The sequence below is a fragment of the Halolamina salina genome, assembly GCF_054653455.1.
Genome location: NZ_BAAIGE010000002.1, coordinates 2,519,827 through 2,539,018 on the forward strand (window position 1 = coordinate 2,519,827; position 19,192 = coordinate 2,539,018).

Genomic DNA, 19,192 nt, shown 5'->3' on the forward strand with positions numbered 1-19,192 from the left:
CCGTTCGATACGGGCACAGTGCAGAGAGATTACCGGATGAATGATGGCTTCGGACTGTTAGTGCTCGCGGACTCAACGCCTCGTTGCCTTGGCGCGTACATCCCGAGTCTATCTAACTCCTCTTCTACGAGTGTCCTCAACGGTACTTCGTTTCCGAGTGGGTTTCGAGCTTAGATGCGTTCAGCTCTTACCCCGTGTGGCGTGGCTGCCCGGCAGTGCTCTCTCGAACAACCGGTACACCAGTGGCCACCAATCGTAGTTCCTCTCGTACTATACGATCGTTCTCGTCAAGTACCATTACACCCCCAATAGATAGCAGCCGACCTGTCTCACGACGGTCTAAACCCAGCTCACGACCTCCTTTAATAGGCGAACAACCTCACCCTTGCCCGCTTCTGCACGGGCAGGATGGAGGGAACCGACATCGAGGTAGCAAGCCACGCGGTCGATATGTGCTCTTGCGCGTGACGACTCTGTTATCCCTAAGGTAGCTTTTCTGTCAGCAACCTGGCCCATCAAGGACCATGGTTGGTTCGCTAAACCACGCTTTCGCGTCAGCGTCACTCGTTGGGAATGACACTGTCAGACTTCCGTTTGCTCTTGCGCTCTTCCTCGGGTTCCCGACCCGAGTGAGGAAATCTTGGGGCGCGCTCGATATCTTTTCGAGCGCGTACCGCCCCAGTCAAACTGCCCGGCTACCGGTGTCCTCCGCCAGGAGTGAGAGTCGCAGTCACTACCGGGTAGTGTTTCATGTGTGCCTCGGTGGCCCGCTAGCGCGGGTACCTGTGTAGCGGCTCCTACCTACTCTGCACAGTAGCGACCACGTCTCAGCGACAGCCTGCAGTAAAGCTCTATAGGGTCTTCGCTTCCCCTTGGGGGTCTCCAGACTCCGCACTGGAACGTACAGTTCACCGGGTCCAACGTTGGGACAGTGGCGCTCTCGTTGATCCATTCATGCGAGTCGCTACTGAAGCGACAAGGTACTACGCTACCTTAAGAGGGTCATAGTTACCCCCGCCGTTGACGGGTCCTTCGTCCAATTGTACTTGGTGTTCAGATACCCGCACTGGGCAGGATTCAGTGACCGTACGAGTCCTTGCGGATTTGCGGTCACCTGTGTTGTTACTAGACAGTCGGAGCGCCCAAGACACTGCGACCTGCCTCGCTTGAGGCAGGCATTCCTTATTGCGAACGTACGGAACTAACTTGCCGAATTCCCTAACGTCGGTTGTCCCGACAGGCCGCGCCTTGCTCTGGCAGAGTACCTGTGTCGGATCTCGGTACGGTCATCGTGCTCCCTTTTCACGGGCTCTTGGTAACATCGACTTTCGCTATCTCGAGCTTCGCTCGCTTCCTGCCGTTACGGCGTCCACGAGCTTCCTCGATTCGACCGGGCGAAGACCCGGCTCGATGGTTCCGAAAGCGTCGGTTTCACTGCACGATGGTGCTGGAATATTAACCAGCTATCCTTTCGATCCCTGCGAGTTACGAGGGACCTTAGGATCGACTAACCCTTGGCTGACTAACAGTGCCAAGGAACCCTTACTCTTCTGGCCGTCGGGGTTCACACCCGACTTTCGCTGCTACTATGACTAGGATTTTCGTTACTAGACGGTCCACGCGAGCTCTCGCCCGAGCTTCCACCCGTCCAGAATGCCAACCTACTGGGTCGCTGTGTTACCAGCGCCGCTAGGTCTCGGTGGTGGATTTGAGCCCCGATCATTTTCGGCGCCTCGAACCTCGGCCGGTAAGCTGTTACGCTTTTCTTAGAGGGTAGCTGCTTCTAAGCTCACCTCCCGGCTGTTTAGGGCTCGAGACTACCTTCCAATCGCACTTAATCCACACTTTGGGACCTTAACCCAGCTCTGGGTTGTTCCCCTCATGGTACCCAAGCTTACCCCGGGCACCGGACTCCCATCGTCCACGGCGTTTGCACGTTCGGAGTTCGACAGAGAGGCCGACTCCTCTCGGAGGCGGGTCTCTCAATCGGTCGCTCTACCGCGCAAACTACCTCGGATGAGGTCATGCTTCGACATGTTTCGGTTGGAACCAGCTGTTGCCGAGCTCGATGGGCCTTTCACCCCTACTCTCGAGTCACGGGAGGGTATTGTAGGACACCAACCCTAACGGGCCTCCACGTGCCTTTCGGCACGCTTCACCCTGCTCCAGAGTAGATCGCTCGGTTCCGGGTCGTATCCCTTCGACTCCCCGCGCTTGAACACGGTGGGCCTGGCAATGCTGCGCCCCTATCGGTTTCCCTACGCCTTCCCTGATAATCAGGTTAGACTCGCCAAAGAGATACACTCCCTAGTTCGTTTTTCAAAACGTACGACGGAACTTCGGCTCCCTCTTCGTCCTACTGGAGGCTCGCGCCTCGGTCGTTTTGAAGAGGGCCTTTCAAGCCCCGTCGCTCTATCGCCGACTGGTTTCATGCCCTATTGCACCGCCCTTCTCGGGGTGCTTTTCAGCGTTCGCTCACGCTACTTGTTCGCTATCGGTCTCGAGGAGTGTTTAGCCTTCGCGGTCGATGCCCGCGACATTCACGAGGGATATCCAACCCCCGCTACTCTAGAACTGGCGCACACTCTACTGGATCACGGTACGGGACTGTCGCCCTGTTTCGTGCTCTGTTCCAAGAGACTTCTCGTGATCTGTCGAGTGCTGGGAGCCAGCCTGTACACCACATGTCCTTGCGGATTCGGTTTGGGCTGTATCGCGTTCACTCGCGGTTACTAACGACATCGCAGTTGCTTTCTCTTCCTGTCCTTACTAAGATGTTTCAATTCAGGACGTTCCCCATTGCGCGAGGCAATTGCGGTGGGGATTCCCATTCGGAGATCCTCAGTTCTACGCTTCCATGCAGCTCCCTGAGGCTTATCGCAGCTTGGCACGTCCTTCTTCGGCACTCGAGCCGAGCAATCCATCAGCCGGCATAGTAGCCGTCTGTCGGTAATCGTCGTTCCACTGCAACCCGATATCGTACGGGTCCAGTGGGTGCCTGGACTACGCTTACACACGGTCGTCAACGTACGTCCCGTGGGTGTCACGGGAGCGTACTCTGACCCTTCCCAGACGCGCTCTCGCGGTCTGGTGCATCGATCGTTCTGGATTCCATCGTACTTCCGTGGGGCATATAACCCGCACGGTTTCCTTCTATCCGAGATGGACTCGCGGGGATTCGAACCCCGGGCATCCTCCTTGCAAAGGAGGCACTCTCCCACTGAGCTACGAGCCCTATGGAGCCTTGGTAGTTCTAAGGTGCCCGGTCGAACCGGCACACCGAACGGCGAAAGGTGGGTCTGCCCAGAGGGCAGATCCCGGTCAGTGGAGGTGATCCAGCCGCAGATTCCCCTACGGCTACCTTGTTACGACTTAAGCCCCCTTGCGGAGCCCAGATTCGACCTGTGAAACAGGCCTCATCCGGACCCCACTCGGGTGCTTTGACGGGCGGTGTGTGCAAGGAGCAGGGACGTATTCACCGCACTCTCCTGGAATGCGATTACTACCGAATCCAGCTTCATGCGGACGAGTTGCAGTCCGCAATCCGAACTACGACCGAGTTTCTGAGATTACCGTCCCCTCTCGGGGTTGGAACCCATTGTCTCGGCCATTGTAGCCCGCGTGTTGCCCAGCCCATTCGGGGCATACTGACCTACCGTTGCCCGTTCCTTCCTCCGCCTTGGCGGCGGCAGTCCTCCTAATGTACCCATCATCCCAAAGGGACATGCTGGCAATTAGGAGTGCGGGTCTCGCTCGTTGCCTGACTTAACAGGACGCCTCACGGTACGAGCTGACGGCGGCCATGCACCACCTCTCTACGGCGTCGTGACGAGGTCATCAACCTGGCCGTCATCACCGTAGTCGGGGCTGGTAAGGTTACCGGCGTTGAGTCCAATTAAACCGCAGGCTCCTCCGGTTGTAGTGCTCCCCCGCCAATTCCTTTAAGTTTCATCCTTGCGGACGTACTTCCCAGGCGGTTCGCTTAGCGGCTTCCCTGCGGCACAACACTCACTCGTAGTGAGTGTCACACCTAGCGAACATCGTTTACGGCTGGGACTACCCGGGTATCTAATCCGGTTCGAGACCCCAGCTTTCGTCCCTCACTGTCGGATCAGTCCTCTCGAGGTGCTTTCGCCATCGGCGGTCCGTTCAGGATTACGGGATTTCACTCCTACCCCGAACGTACCCCTCGAGCCTTCCTGTCCCAAGCCGTGCAGTTTCCGCCGGACGCCCACCCGTTAAGCGGGTGGATTTCCCGACGGACTTGCGCGGCCAGCTACGGACGCTTTAGGCCCAATAAGATCGGTCATCACTCGAGCTGCCGGTATTACCGCGGCGGCTGGCACCGGTCTTGCCCAGCTCTTGTTCCTGAACCTCCCTACGGTTCAGAAAAGAAAGGGCGATATGCCCTTTCACTCGGGGTCCCCTTATCGCACTGGCGTGCAGTGTAAAGGTTTCGCGCCTGCTGCGCCCCGTAGGGCCCGGAATCTTGTCTCAGATTCCGTCTCCGGGCTCTTGCTCTCACAACCCGTACCGATTATTGGCACGGTGGGCCGTTACCCCACCGTCTACCTAATCGGCCGCAGCCACATCCTACAGCGCCGGAGCGTTTGAGCGTCGGTGTATTCAAACAGTCGACGCGTATCGGGAGTTAGCCTCAGTTTCCCGAGGTTGTTCCCGTCTGTAGGGTAGTTTGGCCACGTGTTACTGAGCTATACGCCGCGGGTCTAACCCGCGCGACTAGCATGGCTAAATCGGACCCCGATAGCAATGACCTCCGGCAGGATCAACCGGAATGTGTACGTGCTATTGCACGTGGGTGGCGGGTCGGATCACACGTCGTGATCGTTACCAATCTGGTATTGCGTATCGGTTACCGTTCGCTGTCCACCGGCCGAACCGGGGGACACCGAACTACCAAGGCTCGCATCAGATTCCGTCCTACGGCGGACCGGGGGGGCGGAATCCTCATCCGTCGCAGACAGCGGTTCACCGAGCCGACCTCAGTCCGAACCCCGCTGCCCTCTGCGTATTCCTTCCGAGTGCCCGTTTCCACTTAAGGGCGTCGGATCGTACCGGGCTCGCACCGAGCGAGTCCGGGTGTCACCGGGGGCGACCGCCCCGGCGACCTTCGCATTCCATTCGATGGGTGGCGACTACTTAACCCCGTCGGACTATCGACGCCACGTCATGCGGTTTCACGCGGGTCGTACTCACACGGGGTGGAGCCGGCAGCGACGCTACCCGGAAAAGTATCGCGCGGCAGGAGGGCGGCCAGTCATCCCACGCTCACACGGAGTCAGGCCGCGTGGTACCGCGCGTCGGTCGTTGCGACGCGGGAACTGATACGCCTGTCGGGATCGACGCCCGGGAGCTACTCGTCGAGGTGCTCGATCCCCTGCTTGGAGACGTTGGCCTCGGTGATGACCTCGGGCATCCAGTCGGGCTTGTTCTCGGGGGCTTCCTCCTCCCACGCCCAGCCCTCGTAGATGTGGACCTTGTCGGTCCCCTTCTCCCGGAGCTCGATCGGGACGCGGTCGGCGTCGTCCTCGGAGTCGGCCGGCTCGAGCCGTCGAGCCGCCTTCAGGGCCGCCTGCCGGGGCGTGTTGCCGGAGAACACGCTGTCCTCGCCGTCCTCTTCTCGGAGCGCGAAGTTCCGCTTACCGTCTTCTCGTACCATGGTTTCTCGCCATGGGAGTGGTGCACAGGGTTCGATATAAAAATATCGGGGCAAACGACCGGCGTGAGCGGGAGTTTTATATACTGCAATGTTGGTAACGCCGTCTATAATATGAAAATAACCCGAAATCCACCCGACAGAGCCTCGGGCGCGCCGCACGCGGAGACAACACTTTAGTATCGGCTGAAGCCAAACGGGGATAGACAGACCAGATGGTCCGCAAGAAGAAGCTCAGCCCGAGCGGGGCCAAAGACGAGAACGGCGAGTACCACAACGTCCACGTGAACCTCCACGAGGACGAGCTCGAGGTCGCCGGCATGGAGATCGGCGAGGAGGTGTTCGTGCGCGTCCGCGACGGGAAGATCATCATCCAGTCCGCCGACGCCGAGGACGTGGAACACGACTTCTGAGGACCAGATGGGACCCTACGACGCCGTCAAACCGCTCCTGTTCTCGCTGCCGCCGGAAACCGCCCACACGCTCGTCAGCCGCGGGCTCGAAGCCGTTCAAGGTACGCCCGTCGAGGGGCTGCTCCGGGACCGCTACGTCGTCGACGACGACCGGCTCGCGACCGAGGCGTTCGGCCTGCGCTTCCCCACCCCCGTCGGCGTCGCCGCCGGCTTCGACAAGAACGCCCGCATCCCGCGTGCGCTGGCGGCGATCGGCTTCGGCCACGTCGAGGTCGGCGGCGTCACCGCCGAAGCGCAGGAAGGCAACCCCCGCCCGCGGATGTTCCGCCTCCGGCCGGACCGCGCGCTGATCAACCGGATGGGGTTCAACAACGAGGGCGCGGACGCGGTCGGTGCGCGCCTCGACGACACCGCGCTCCCGCACGTCCCGGTCGGCGTCAACCTCGGCAAGTCGAAGTCCACCCCTCTCGGGGACGCGCCCGCGGACTACCGCTACACCTACGAGCGCGTCGCCGACGCGGCGGACTACTTCGTGATCAACGTCTCCAGCCCCAACACGCCCGGCCTGCGGTCGCTCCAGAACCGTGACTCGCTGGAGGCGATCGTCGACGAGCTGCAGGACGCCGGCGCGGCCCCGCTGCTCGTCAAACTCTCCCCGGACCTCCCCGGCCCGGCGATCGAGGAGTCCCTCGACGTGGTCGCCGAGAAGGACCTCGACGGCGTCGTCGTTGCGAACACCACGACTGAGCGCCCAGAGAGCCTCCAGTCGCCCAGTCAGGCCGAACCGGGCGGGCTCTCGGGCGACCCCATCGAGGAGCGCTCGACGGGTCTCGTCGGCTTCGTCGCCGAACGAACTGACGTGCCGGTCGTCGGCGTCGGCGGCGTCAGCGACGCCGAAGGCGCCTACCGGAAGATCCGCGCGGGCGCGGACGTGGTCCAACTGTACACCGGCCTCGTCTACGAGGGGCCGTCGCTCGCCCGCGAGATCAACGAGGGGCTGCTCGACCTGCTCGAACGCGACGGCTTCGACCACGTCTCGGAGGCCGTCGGCGCCGATCTGTAGAAAGAGCCGCGACGCCTTACTCTTCGACGATCACGAGCGCGCCGTCGGCTTCGAGCATCTCGCCCTCGCCGGTGTACTGGCGCTCGCGCTCGACAGTGAACTCCTCGGCCGAGAGCTCGTGGCCCGCGACCGACAGCGTCTCCTCCCTGATTTCGTACTCGCCGTTCTCGATGCCGGCCTCGATGTCGGGCACGTCGGCGCCGTACTCCGGCCCGACGACCGAGTAGTCCAGGTCGATCCCGGTGACGACCGACTCGACCTCCGGCTCCTCGGCCAGCCGCTCGAGCTCCCCGACGTGCATCACGTTCCGGATGTCGTTCTCGAAGCCGTCGACGTTCCCGTACACCGACACCGTCGAGAGCTCGGCGTTGAGCGGGAGCTGGCGCTCGCTCTTGTAGCGCCGGAGCGCGCCGACGACCGCCATCGCGGTCTCGCCGGCCTCGTGGTCGGCGTCGATCCCCGTGGGCTCGGGCCACGCGCTGCGGTGGATGCTGTCGAACTCCTCTCCCCCGGCGTACATGTCCTGCCAGATCTCCTCGGTGATGTGGGCGAGCATCGGCGCGAACAGCTTCAGGAACCGCCGGTGGGCGACCGTCAGCGTGTACTTCGCGGAGTCGTCGTCCTCCTCGCGGACGCGCTGTTTGGCGATCTCGAGGTAGTCGTCACAGAACGTCCCCCAGAAGAAGCTCCGGAGGCTGTCCCGGGCCTTCGAGAACTCCCGGTTCTCGAGCTTCTCCTTCACGAACTCGGCCTCGCCGTCGAGTTCCGCCAGCAGCCAGCGGTCCAGCGCCGACAGCTCTGACTCGTCGACGTCCGGCACGCTCTCGGGGGTCAGCGAGTCGACCAGCTTCGAGGCGTTCCAGAGCTTCTGGAGCAGCTTCTCGCCGGCACGGAGGCCCTTCTCCTGGTAGGGGAGGTCGTCGCCGATCGAACTCCCCGCGGCCCAGAACCGCGCGGCGTCGACGGGGAACTGCGATTTGACCTCCTGCGGGCTGACGACGTTGCCCTTCGACTTGGACATCTTCTCGCGGTTCTCGTCGAGCACCATCCCGTTGATCATCACCGAGTCGAACGGCACCTCGCCGGTGTGCTCGTAGCACTTCACCACGGTGTGGAACAGCCAGAAGCTGATGATGTCGTGGCCCTGCGGGCGCAGGTCCATCGGGAACAGCTCGGGGTTGTCCATCGTGAACTCCCCGGCGTCGTCGTCCCAGTCCCAGCCGGCGTTGATCAGCGGCGTCAGGCTCGAGGTCGCCCACGTGTCGAACACGTCGTCCTCCGGGACGAACTCGTCGTGTCCGCACTCGGGACAGGCGTCGACCGGCGGGTCGTCCGAGAGGGGATCGACCGGCAGGTCGGCCTTGTCGGCGATGACCTCCTCGTCGCACTGTTCGCAGTACCAGACGGGGAAGGGAATCCCCGAGGAGCGCTGCCGGGAGATACACCAGTCCCACTGCAGCCCCTCGATCCAGTGTTTGTACCGCGAGAACATCTTCTCGGGGAACCAGTCCATCTCGCGGCCGGCCTCGAGGTACTCGTCGGTGCTGTCGAGCAGTTCGACGTACCACTGGTCGGCGACGAGGAACTCGACGCCGACGCCGCAGCGCTCGTGGACGTTGACGGTGTGGGTGATCGCCCGGCGGTCCAGCAGCGCGCCGGCGTCCTCGAGATCCGAGACGATCGCCTCGCCGGCGTCGGCGGCGGCCATCCCCTCGTACTCGTCGGCCACGTCGGTCATGTGGCCGGACTCGTCGATCGCGACCCGGAGATCCAGATCGTGGGCCTGGTACCACTCGATGTCGGTCTGGTCGCCGAACGTACAGCACATCACGATCCCGGAGCCGGTCTCCATGTCGACGCGGTCGTCGGCGATGATCGGCACCTCGTGGCCGAACAGCGGGATACGGGCCGACTCGCCGACGAGGTTCTCGTTCTCCTCGTCGTCGGGGTGGACGAACACCGCGACACACGCGGGGAGCAGTTCGGGTCGCGTCGTCGAGATGGTGAAGTCGTCCTGGCCCGCGGACTCCGGATCGACGACGTCGAACGCGATGTCGTGGAAGTGGCTGTCCTGCTCGTCGTCCTCGGTCTCGACCTGCGAGATCGCGGTCTCACACTCCGGACACCAGATCGCCGGCGCGCGCTGGCGGTACTCCTTGCCCTGCTCGTAGAGGTCGACGAAGGAGAGCTGAGAGACCCGCTGGACCTGCGGCTCGATCGTGCGGTAGGTGTTGTTCCAGTCGATCGAGAAGCCGAAGGACTGCATGTTCTCGGTGAACTCCTCTTCGAACTCCGCACACACCTCCCGACACTTCTGCTGGAACTCCCGGCGGGAGAAGTCCTGGTGGCGGACGTCGAGTTCCCGCTCGGTCAGGCGCTCTGAGGCGATCCCGTTGTCGTCGTAGCCGAAGGGGTAGTACACCTCCTCGCCCTGCATCCGGGAGAACCGGGCGACGATGTCCTGCAGCACCGTCCCGTACACGTGGCCCCAGTGGAGGCTGCCCGACACCGTCGGCGGCGGCGTGTCGATGGCGAAGGCGGTGTTCGGATCGTCTACCTCGCTCTCGCGGTAGGCGTAGGTGTCCTCGTCGAGCCACCGATCCTGCCACTTCTCCTCGACGACGTCGGCGTCGTACGGGCCGCTGGGCATGTTGGGTGAACGTTCCCGTGAACGCCTGTTAAATAGCTCGGTCCTGTGAAAACGCGCCACAGGGCGGGCTGGAACGGAGTCTCAGTCCGAGAGCGCGTCCAGCCGGAACTCGAACGCCGCGACCGGCACCTCCAGATCGCGCTCGACCAGCACCTTCGGGTGGATCTCGCCGATCACACCCACCGAGTCCCCGTCGATCACGACCTCGGCCGCGCGGCCGTCGATGAAGCTGGGGTGCTCGGTCGCGGGCGTCTCGAGGTCGGCGTCGAACTCGCCGACGAGTGCCTGCAGTCGCCCCTTGATGTCCTCGTACGTCGCGTCCGTGCGCGCGATCGCGGCCGCGACCGTGCGGTGCTCCGCGACGCCCGTGTTCTCCTCGTCGTCGCGCTCGGCGACGAAGCCCACCTCCGCGAGCTCCTGCGGGTAGCGCCGGTGGGTGTTGTTCTCCAAGACGTGCATGATCGAGGGGAGTGCCCACGTCCGGAGCTGCGTGTAGTCCTCGCTGTAGGCGCTGGTGACGTTCACCGCCTCGCCGCCGCCGAGGGCGTCGCTGCCTTCCTCGACGTTCATGCGCTCGTAGTTCTCTTCCGGCGAGGAGAGGTGGAAGTTCAGCAGGTCCTCGAAGCCGAGGCCCACGAGCGCGGTCCGGGTCGCCCGCTCCAGTCGGCTCCGCTCGTGGCGGCCGCCGATGGTGCCGATGTCGGGGTACTTCGGTTCGAGGTCGCCGAACCCGTACGCTCGGCCCACGTCGTCCACGAGGTCCATCGGGTGGAGCACGTCGGTCCGGTACGGCGGAATCTCCACCTCGTACGTCGTCTCGTCACCGAGATTGGTCGTGGCGTCCAGCCCGGAGCGCTCGAACAGGTCCACGACTTCCTCCATCTCCAGTTCGATCCCGAGCGTCGTCTCGATCTGCTCGTGGGAGACCGTCTTCTCCCGGGTATCGAGCTCCGGCCGGACGAGGTGGTCGCCCGCGTGCTCGCCGGCGGCGCCGTCCTCGTACACCACGTCGACGTCCTCGAGCGTCGCGCCGCGGGCGTCGAGCGCGTAGCAGATGATCGCGAGCATCCGGTCGATCGTCCACTGGTCGGTGCCGGTAAGCTCGATCAGCAGCTCCCGGGAGTCGGTCGTCACCTCGGTGCGCTGGCCGTTGATCACCGGCGGGAACGAGAACAGCCCCAGCTCGTCGTAGATCGCGGGGTAGCGCTCGTACTCGCTCACGAGGTCGGCGTACTCCTCGCCGGTCGGGTGGTCGGTCAGCACCTCGGCGGGGGTCATCCCGCGGTCGGCGTCCAGCGGGACGAACTCGTCGCCCTCCGGTTCGATCCCGCGGTAGGTGATCGTCGGGCCGCCCACGTCGGTCGGCCCCTCGTCGCCGCCGACGGGGGTCAGGTCCTCGGGCGGTTCGAGCTCGTTGTCCTCGCCGATCTCGCGCTGCTCGATGCGTTCGCCCTTCAGCATCGCGAGGTCGTGGATGCCGATGGCGCCCTTCGCGCGCTTGCGGCCCATCGTCGCGTGGAGCTTCTCCTGCAGTTGGATCAGCGAGTCCAGCGCGTCTTCATCCAAGTCCACCCCGCGTGCGACCGCGCCCGCGACGTACGGGCGCTCGCTCGGGACCGAGGGGTCGACCTCGATCGTCCAGTCGGCGTCGTTGGTGTCGGGGACGGTCACGCCGCGGTCGTCGCCGTAGTGGTAGCGCAGCGAGCGGGCGACGCCCTCGACGGAGAGCCGGTCGAGCCGGTCGGGCGCAAACTCGAACTGGAGGTCGCCGTCCTCCGTCTCGCCCTCGAACTCGAGGCCGAGGCCGAACAGGTCCTCCTTGAGTTGGTCGTCGTCCTTCTCCTCGTGGCCGGTCAGTCGGCGCAGTTCGTCAGTGTCGATGTCGACGACGGGCATCAGTAGATCACCTCCGCGTTCCGCAGGAACTCGAGGTCCGCGAGCGTACCGTGCAGGTCGCGGATGTCGTCGGCGCCGGTGTACAGCATCGCCAGCCGCTCCAGCGCGAGCCCCCAGGCCATCACGTCACACTCGACGCCCAGCGGCTCCAGCACCTCGTCCCGGAAGATGCCGCTGTTGCCGATCTCGATCAGCTCGCCGGTCTCGGGATGGCGGCCGAACAGCTCGAAGCTCGGCTCCGTGTAGGGGTTGTAGTGGGGTTTGAACTGCACGTCCGTGATCCCGAACTGCTCGTAGAACTCCTCGAACGTGCCCATCAGGTCACGCACCGAGAGGTCCTCGGCCATCACCCAGCCCTCGATCTGGAAGAACTCCAGCAGGTGCGTCGAGTCGATCGTGTCGTTGCGGTACGCCTTCTGCACCGAGAAGTAACGCTGGGGCGGTTCAAGGTCGCCCTCTGCCTCGCCGGAGAGGTAGCGCATCGAGAGCGAGGTGGTGTGCCCTCGGAGCGCGACCTCGCGGGCGAAATCCTCGTCCCACGGCGAGTGGTAGCCGTCGCCGTCCGGGCCGACCCCCTCGCGGTGGGCGTTCTCGACCGCGCGAACGAGGTCCTCGGGGAGGTCCTCGACGGGGTCCACGTCCAGCGCAAAGCGGTCCCAGTGGGTGCGCGCGGGGTGGTCCTGGGGCATGAACAGCGCGTCGTTGATCCAGAAGTCGGCGTCTGCGTGGGGACCGTCCATCTCCTGGAACCCCATCCCGACGAGCACGTCCTTCACACGCTCGGCGGCCTGGCGGAGCACGTGGACCTTCCCCGCCTCAGCCTCGGTCGCGTCGGCTTCGACGTTGTAGTCGGTGAACTCCACCTCCTGCCACTCGCCGGAGGTGAGCATCTCGGGGGTGAGCCGGTCGGCGGTTTCGGCGGCTTCGACGCCGGCCATCAGCGCGTCGACGCCGTCGTCGGTCAGCAGCACCGAGCGCACGGTGTGTTCCTCGCGCTCGATCAGGCCGCGCTCCGCGAGGCGGTCGAGTAGCGCCTCGTCGTCGACCGTCTCGCCGGTGTCGATCCGTTCGAGTGCAGCGAGTTCCGGATCGGCGTCGGGGTCGGCGTCCGGGTCCGCGGTCACTTCGCCGCTCTCAATCTCGCCGTAGCCTTTCCGGGCGAAGTTCGAGAGCGCGATGTCGACCTCCGGACCCTCGAGGCCGGCGGCGCCGATGACCTGCCCCATCTCGACGGGGGCGTCACGGGCGCCGGCCTCGACGGCCGCGCGGTAGAGTCGGATCTCGGGCAGCCCGTCGGTGAGGTACGTCTCGGCCTCGTCGGTGATCGAGACCGTCTCCTCGGTCTCGCTCTCGACGGAGACGAGGCCCTCCTCCTCCAGTTCGAAGACGGCAGTCGTGGCTGCCGCCTCGTCGATCCCCGCCTCGTCGGCGAGAGCGGGGATCGGCTGTGCGTCGGTCGCGCTCGCGGCCTGCAGGGCCGCGACCTGTCGTTCGGGGAGTCGCATGTGGTGAGTGTGGTTTGGTGGTCGCCCCGGCGTCGCTGGGGGAACGGTGCTGCCCGCTCGGTCGGTTTCGCCCGGACCGCCCCGCGCCGGGCTCCGCCGACCGATCAGGCGAAGAAGAACCCGACCCCGCGACCGTCGGCTGCGTGGCGGTGCGTCCGGGCGGCGGTGTCGGGCGCCATACGCGGAGCAACCCCCCGAGCGCGCAAAAAGGTTCCGTGAGTGGGTCGGATTCAGTGGTTGTGTCGTGGGTAGCGCATGCTCCAGTGTGGAGTGAGAAGGTGCTTCGACGACAGTTCGACACTCGACTGCCGAGGCAGCGACAGCGTCTCGATCGTTGGGGGACTGGAACCGCGACGGCAACAGCATCTCGATGCTTGGCCACTTGCGACCGCAGTGCGCCGGACACGAGGTCCGGCACAGCACCGAGTCCCCACCCCTCCCCCCGCCGGCGCCGACGGTCGGCGCCGGCGAGGCGTCCACCGCCCCGCTACCGCACCGCTGTGGCTGTCGGCGCGAAGCGCGAGCGCCTCCGTGCGCGAGCCGAGCGCGAGGGACGACCGACTGAGCGAAGCGAAGGAGGGAGTCGGCTGGGGGGGTTCGAGGGCTGTGCGGGGCGGTACGGTCACAAGTGGTCATGCTCACTCCGCGGTCCTGTTCGCAGCCCAAACACCGGACTCCGCGGCACCGTTCGCAGCCGTACCGACGACGCCACCCAAAAGAGAGACGACGAGAAATCCGACCTAAACCGCGTCCTCTTCCTCCCGACCACCCAATCCGCGCCGATCGCTACCCAAGTCGATGTCCACGTCCTCCAGCAGTTCCTTCGCCTCCTCGCGTTTCTCCTGGTGCTCTTCGAGGAACTCCGCCATCAGCTCCGCGGCCTGCTCCTTGCAGCCGCCACAGAGCCGCTCGCCCGCGGTACACTCCTCGTACACCCGGGTCGCGAACTCGTCGTCCCCCTCCGCGAGCAGGTAGGCGTACAGCTCGTACACCGGACACTCGTCGGGCTTCCCGCCCAACTCACGCTGCTCCTCGGCAGTCGTCCGGCCGCCCGTCGCGGCTGACTTCACCTTGTCGTAGCCGTCTTCCGGATCGTCGAGCAGCGAGATGTGGGAGGCGGGAATGGAGGAGGACATCTTCCCCCCCGTGAGTCCGGTCATGAAGCGGTGGTAGATCGACGACGGCGCCTGAAAGCCGTAGCCGTCGTGCTCGATCTCGACCTCGCGGGCGATCTCCTCGGCTTCCTCGGGATCGAGGTCGAAGCTGTCGATGTGGGCGTCGTAGCGTCGCTTCTCGCCGGGGATCTCCTCGATCAGCGCGTCGAACGCCGCCTCGCTGGCGTTGCGGTCGAGGAAGCGAACGCGGGGGCGGATCGGCTCCTTGCCGCCGTTCTCCAGCTTCTCGACCAGCGAGTCGCGGGTCGCGGGGTCGGCGCCGATGGGCGCCGCGGGATCGTTGGCGAACTCGAGGAGGCGCTCGGCGGCGTCTTCACACCGCAGATCCTCGGTTTCCACGTCGTCGTCCGTCTCGAGCGCGTCGTACAGATCACGGAACAGCGCGCGCTCCTCGTCGTCGAGTTCGAAGCTCGCGAACGCCTCGGTCACCTTGAAGTAACGCATCCGCGCGGCGGCGTCGCGGGCGAACCGGACGTGCGGGTCCTGATCCGGCCCGACCGGGATCACCGTCGGCATCGGCTCGTCGAGTTGGGGGTAGAGGATGTCCGCCAACTGTGTCACGACCGACTGCATGTGGCTGACGTTCGTCTCGCCGCCGAAGCCGTAGATCGCCTCGAACTCCGAGAAGTTCGTCGTCGAGCCGATCTCGAAGGCGAGGTCCTGCAGTTCGCGGTTGTCGGACTGGCGGTAGAGCTCCCCGTCCTCGGGGTCGAACCCCAGCGCGATGAAGGAGAGCAGGTAGCTCCGGGCGTGCTCGTCGATCTCGTCCCACGACATCCCCCGGGCGGAGTGGGCTTCGAGGTCGGCGATCAGGCCGTACACCTCGCCGCCCTGCTGCTGGTGCCAGATCAGCTCGTCGAACACCATCTTGTGGCCGATGTGGGGGTCGCCGGTGGGCATGAACCCCGACAGCGCCGCGAACGGCTCGTCGTTGGCCATCGCCTCGGCGACGCGCTCGTACTCGCGGTGGCCGAAGATCGCCCCCCGGCGCATCAGGTAGTGGGGGTCCGGCACCTCGTCTGCGTCGAACTCCTCGATCCCGAACTGCTCGAACAGCTTGCGGTAGTCCTCGATAGTCGAGGAACCCCACGGGTCGAGGGCGACGTCGTCGCTCGATACGCTGTCGGTGCCCCCGTCTGTCTCGAGTGTGGGTTGGTCCTCGGTCATCGGTGTCCCTCGCCGCTTCTCACGGCGTGATTCGCTCGACGCAGAGCCAATCTATCTCTCCCGTCGGCTCGGTCAGCGCAAAAACCATTCGCTTGCGAACCCCGCCGGCCAGCCGCACGTCCAGCGACAGCTCCCGGGGGAGGAACTCGTGGTCCGGCTCGACCACCCGGACCAGCTTGTCCGAGTGGCCCAGATCCGAGACGCCGTCGAACGACTCGTACACCCGGAAGTCGGCGCCGAACTTGAAGCCGGACTTGGGCACCGCACCCGCCTCACGCAGCGACTCGTACGCCGCGTAGCGCCGGCGGAACCGCTCGCCCTCGATCGCCTCGGCGTGGCCCTGTACTGTTGCGAGATCCAGCTCCAGCGAACCCCGATCCGCGAGATACGCCGCCTCCAGCAGCGAGAGCTGGAGCGGTCCCGAGTCGGCGTTCCGCCCCGCCAATCGCTGCCCGAAGAAGCCGCCCTCGTACAGTTCCTCGGGCGGCTCCCACACCAGCAGCCGATCGTCCATCAGCGTCGCGTCCAGCGAGTCGGGCAGCGGCGGGTCCGCGGTGCCAGACGGCGAGAGCCACTCCGTGCCGAAGTAGGTGAGTTCGCCGTCCTCGTCGACGACCGCGAGCACGTGCTCGTCGATACTCGCCGCCGACAGCGGCGCGCGCTCGCCGACGACCCGGAGTCGGTGGGCGATCTCGTCGTCCGCCGGCCCCTTCCCACGCGGATAGACCACGAAGTCCGTCTCGTCGTCGACGTCGTCACCGACCCAGCCGTCGCGGGCGGGCGAGAGGTAGAAGCCGCGATCGCGGAGGTCCTTGTAGACGACGAAGGCGAGCACCGCGTCGGTCCGGGTGAGGAACTCGCGGAACCCCATCGGGGTGCCGTCCTCGCCCGTGACGACGTCGAGGTCGCCGCGGTAGAGCAGGTGGGCGGCCTCGACCGGCGCGAGTTCGATGTCGCTCCCGCCGGCCGGGCGGCCGTACCCCCCGGAGTCGTAGAACCGCTGTTTGGCGTCGCCCGAGAGCCGGACCACGCCGTCGCGAAGCGTCCCGTCCATGGGGCTACGTCCCGGGGCGGCGGGTATAGGGACTGTGATCGGCGCCGATCACGGGCCGGCGCAGCCCTCGGTCACCCCCTCGCGGTAGCGGTCACACGTCCCGTCCAGACACCGCCGCCCGGCCGCGGTCTCGAACACCGGAAGCCCGCAGGGGCACTCACCGACCGCCTCGCCGGCGGGGATCGAAAACGTCGTCTCGCAGTCGGGATAGGCGTCGCAGCCGAGGAACGGCCGGTTCCCGCGGTTCACCACCGAGAGCGGCGATCCGCAGTCGGGGCAGTCCCACCGCCCGTCGAGCGCGTCGGCGACGGCGTCGGCCAGCGAGTCACACCGCCAGTCGACACAGAGCTCGAACGTCTCGCCGCGCTCGACGCGCATCATCGGGAGCCCGCAGTCGTCGCAGGTCTCCTCGAGCACCGTCGCCCCCGCGGGAAGCCCGTAGGCCGCCTCACAGCCCAGACAGGTCACCTCGCCGTTCGATCGGACGAGCGCGTCGCCGCAGTCGGGACACTCACCCAGTGGCACCCCGGCCTCGCTGGCGGGGAACTCCCGCCGACCCGTCGGGGCCTCGGCGATCACGCGCAGTTCCTGCTCGCCGCGGCGGGCCGTGAGCGCGAAGGAGTCGCCCTCGGTCTCGGTCGTCAGTTCGTCGGCGCGGGTGAGCCACGCCACGGGCTGGTAGCCGTCGGCGTCGTGGACCAGCACGGTTCGGTCCGGCTTCACCACCACGACCACGTAGCCGCGCTGGGTCCGCTCGCGCTCGCCCTCGAACTCGATCGTGCAGTCGCCCGCGAACAGTCGGATCCGGTCGGTCACGCGCGGGAGTGGTCCCGGCATCGGCCTTGAACGTCGGCGCGAAACCCCAAACGCGATGGCGCGGGCAACGGTACGGCGACCATGGACGCGCTGCTGTTCGACATGGACGGGGTCGTCGTCGACTCCGAGGACTACTGGCACCGCGCCGAGCGCGAGGAGCTACTGCCCGCGGTGCTCGATGGCGAACTCCCCGACCTCGACGAGATCACGGGGATGCCGTACCGCGAGATCTACGACTACCTCGACGCGAACTACGAGACGCGAGTGTCGAAATCGGAGTTCGTCGATCTGTACGACGAGACCGCCGAGACAGTCTATCGGGAGGAGGTCGAACTACTCGACTGCTTCGCCGAGGTTCGGGAGGCTGCCCGCGACGCCGGGGTCCCGGTCGGACTCGTCTCCTCGTCACCGCCGACGTGGATGGGGTACGTGCTCGACCGGTTCGGCCTGCAGTTCGACCTGATCCTCTCGAACGACGAGGTCGACGGTCCCGGCAAGCCCGAGCCGGCGATATACGAGGCGGCCGCGGAGCGGTTCGGCGTCGATCCGGTGGACTGCGTCGCCGTCGAGGACTCACGGAACGGGTCGCTCGCGGCCGAACGGGCAGGAATGGTCGTCGTCGGGCTCCGGGTCGATCATAACGCGGGGACGGATCTCTCGGCGTGTGACGTGGTGTGTGACGGATCCGAGGAGCTCCTCGCGGAGCTGTCGAGACGGCTCGGGGAGAGTTGAGCCAGCCGCTCGATCGGTATCCGGTGGCTTGACCGGCCGCCGAGCAGTATCAGCTTCAGCGCTCGCCGTCTCTCGGTTACACCTTTCCGACGTGGCCACAGCTGGGGCACTTCGCCTTCGCCGAACTGAGCAGCCCGCCGCTTTCGGTTAGCCCGTTCTTCTTCAGGCAGTCGCCGTGGAACCAGTCGCCACACTGGGTGCAGTAGGTTCCGTTTTGGCCGTCGACGACCTTTCCGTCGCAGAAGTAACACCTTCCTCCCATGCCACATCAGTTGACATGATATCTAATAATAGTTGGGGAGGCGACCGTTTTCTCGGCCGGGATACGGAGTGCTCACCAGGCGTGGAGGCCGCTAGCTCCCGTGTGACGGCGACGATATCGGCGAGAAACGGCGTGTTCAGTCCGACTCTGCCCGCGCCTTCTGCTCGAACTTCTCGCGGACCTTCTCGATCTTCGGCGTCGCGTGCATCGAGCAGTAGGCGTCGTCGGGGTTCTTCTCGAAGTAGTTCTGGTGTTTCTCCTCGGCGCGGTAGAACGTCTCGAGCGGCTGGATCTCGGTGACGACCTCGTCGTCGTAGCCGCCCTCTTCGTCCAGCGCCTCGACGTACGCCTCGGCGATCTCGCGCTGTTCCTCGTCGTGGGGGAGGACGATCGAGCGGTACTGGCTGCCCACGTCCGGCCCCTGTCGGTTCAGTTGGGTCGGGTCGTGGATCGTGAAGAACACTTCCAGTACGTCCTCGTAGCTCAGAACGTCCTCGTCGTACTCGACGCGTACCACTTCCGCGTGGCCGGTGTTCCCGGAACAGACCTCGCGGTACGTCGGGTCCTCGGTGTGGCCGCCGGCGTAGCCGGAAGTGACGTCTTCGACGCCGGATCGCTCCTCGAACGCCGCCTCCACACACCAGAAGCAGCCGCCGCCGACGGTCGCTGTCTCGGTCATACCCGCACGTAGCGCACGCGAGCGTATGTATGTGGCGCGCACCTGCGTGCCGGCGCCCGAGCGCCGCCCGAGAGCAGAAGTTTAAAGCGCCGTTCGGACGGAG

At 65.3% G+C, this 19,192-nt stretch carries 12 protein-coding genes, 1 tRNA gene and 2 rRNA genes; 3 read left to right on the forward strand and 12 right to left on the reverse strand.

Features of this window, described 5'->3' with window-relative positions:
• Nucleotides 1–37 precede the first annotated feature (37 nt).
• From ACYQZ5_RS13490 to ACYQZ5_RS13505, 4 genes are all read right to left on the reverse strand, one after another.
• Nucleotides 38–2,949, reverse strand: a 23S ribosomal RNA gene (locus tag ACYQZ5_RS13490).
• 214 nt (nt 2,950–3,163) lie between these two features.
• Nucleotides 3,164–3,235, reverse strand: a tRNA-Ala gene (locus ACYQZ5_RS13495).
• 90 nt (nt 3,236–3,325) lie between these two features.
• Nucleotides 3,326–4,797: ribosomal RNA gene (locus ACYQZ5_RS13500) — 16S ribosomal RNA — on the reverse strand.
• The 16S and 23S rRNA genes sit together here with 1 tRNA gene alongside, the layout of an rRNA operon.
• A 577-nt stretch (nt 4,798–5,374) precedes the next feature.
• A complete protein-coding gene (locus tag ACYQZ5_RS13505) occupies nt 5,375–5,680 on the reverse strand; it encodes a non-histone chromosomal MC1 family protein (protein ID WP_379732320.1) in 306 nt (101 codons plus the stop codon).
• Between the two features lie 212 nt (nt 5,681–5,892).
• On the opposite strand from ACYQZ5_RS13505, the gene ACYQZ5_RS13510 reads away from it, so the two are divergent.
• Complete coding sequence (locus ACYQZ5_RS13510) at nt 5,893–6,090, forward strand: SymE family type I addiction module toxin (RefSeq protein ID WP_053946810.1); 198 nt, start codon at nt 5,893–5,895, stop codon at nt 6,088–6,090.
• A gap of 7 nt (nt 6,091–6,097) precedes the next feature.
• Entirely contained in the window at nt 6,098–7,153 is a 1,056-nt protein-coding gene (locus tag ACYQZ5_RS13515; RefSeq protein WP_379817826.1) for a quinone-dependent dihydroorotate dehydrogenase, read from the forward strand.
• 16 nt (nt 7,154–7,169) lie between these two features.
• Here the strand turns inward: ACYQZ5_RS13515 and ACYQZ5_RS13520 are convergent, their stop codons facing one another.
• The 6 genes from ACYQZ5_RS13520 to ACYQZ5_RS13545 form a co-directional block, all read right to left on the reverse strand.
• On the reverse strand, nt 7,170–9,803 hold the full coding sequence (locus ACYQZ5_RS13520) for a valine--tRNA ligase (RefSeq protein WP_379730763.1): 2,634 nt from the start codon (nt 9,801–9,803) through the stop codon (nt 7,170–7,172).
• Nucleotides 9,804–9,884: 81 nt separating this feature from the next.
• Nucleotides 9,885–11,699 (reverse strand): phenylalanine--tRNA ligase subunit beta, encoded by a 1,815-nt coding sequence (gene pheT / locus ACYQZ5_RS13525; protein WP_379730764.1) that lies wholly within the window; start codon nt 11,697–11,699, stop codon nt 9,885–9,887.
• Entirely contained in the window at nt 11,699–13,204 is a 1,506-nt protein-coding gene (gene pheS / locus ACYQZ5_RS13530) for a phenylalanine--tRNA ligase subunit alpha (RefSeq protein WP_379730765.1), read from the reverse strand. The genes pheT and pheS overlap by 1 nt, the downstream gene beginning before the upstream one ends.
• 740 nt (nt 13,205–13,944) lie before the next feature.
• Nucleotides 13,945–15,546: a tryptophan--tRNA ligase gene (locus tag ACYQZ5_RS13535; RefSeq protein WP_379730766.1), complete on the reverse strand. Its 1,602-nt coding sequence runs from the start codon at nt 15,544–15,546 to the stop codon at nt 13,945–13,947.
• Nucleotides 15,547–15,565: 19 nt separating this feature from the next.
• Nucleotides 15,566–16,600: a tRNA-intron lyase gene (endA, locus tag ACYQZ5_RS13540; RefSeq protein WP_379730767.1), complete on the reverse strand. Its 1,035-nt coding sequence runs from the start codon at nt 16,598–16,600 to the stop codon at nt 15,566–15,568.
• A gap of 48 nt (nt 16,601–16,648) precedes the next feature.
• Nucleotides 16,649–17,437 carry an Sjogren's syndrome/scleroderma autoantigen 1 family protein gene (locus ACYQZ5_RS13545; protein ID WP_379730768.1) on the reverse strand — a complete coding sequence of 263 codons (789 nt, stop codon included), beginning with the start codon at nt 17,435–17,437 and terminating at the stop codon, nt 16,649–16,651.
• Between the two features lie 60 nt (nt 17,438–17,497).
• On the opposite strand from ACYQZ5_RS13545, the gene ACYQZ5_RS13550 reads away from it, so the two are divergent.
• Nucleotides 17,498–18,148 carry an HAD family hydrolase gene (locus ACYQZ5_RS13550; RefSeq protein ID WP_379730769.1) on the forward strand — a complete coding sequence of 217 codons (651 nt, stop codon included), beginning with the start codon at nt 17,498–17,500 and terminating at the stop codon, nt 18,146–18,148.
• A gap of 76 nt (nt 18,149–18,224) precedes the next feature.
• Here the strand turns inward: ACYQZ5_RS13550 and ACYQZ5_RS13555 are convergent, their stop codons facing one another.
• Together ACYQZ5_RS13555 and msrA are read right to left on the reverse strand one after the other, a co-directional pair.
• On the reverse strand, nt 18,225–18,410 hold the full coding sequence (locus tag ACYQZ5_RS13555; protein WP_379817834.1) for a hypothetical protein: 186 nt from the start codon (nt 18,408–18,410) through the stop codon (nt 18,225–18,227).
• Nucleotides 18,411–18,546: 136 nt separating this feature from the next.
• The gene (gene msrA / locus ACYQZ5_RS13560; RefSeq protein WP_379730770.1) at nt 18,547–19,089 is read right to left on the reverse strand and encodes a peptide-methionine (S)-S-oxide reductase MsrA; all 543 of its coding nucleotides are present in this window, start codon (nt 19,087–19,089) and stop codon (nt 18,547–18,549) included.
• Nucleotides 19,090–19,192 lie beyond the last annotated feature (103 nt).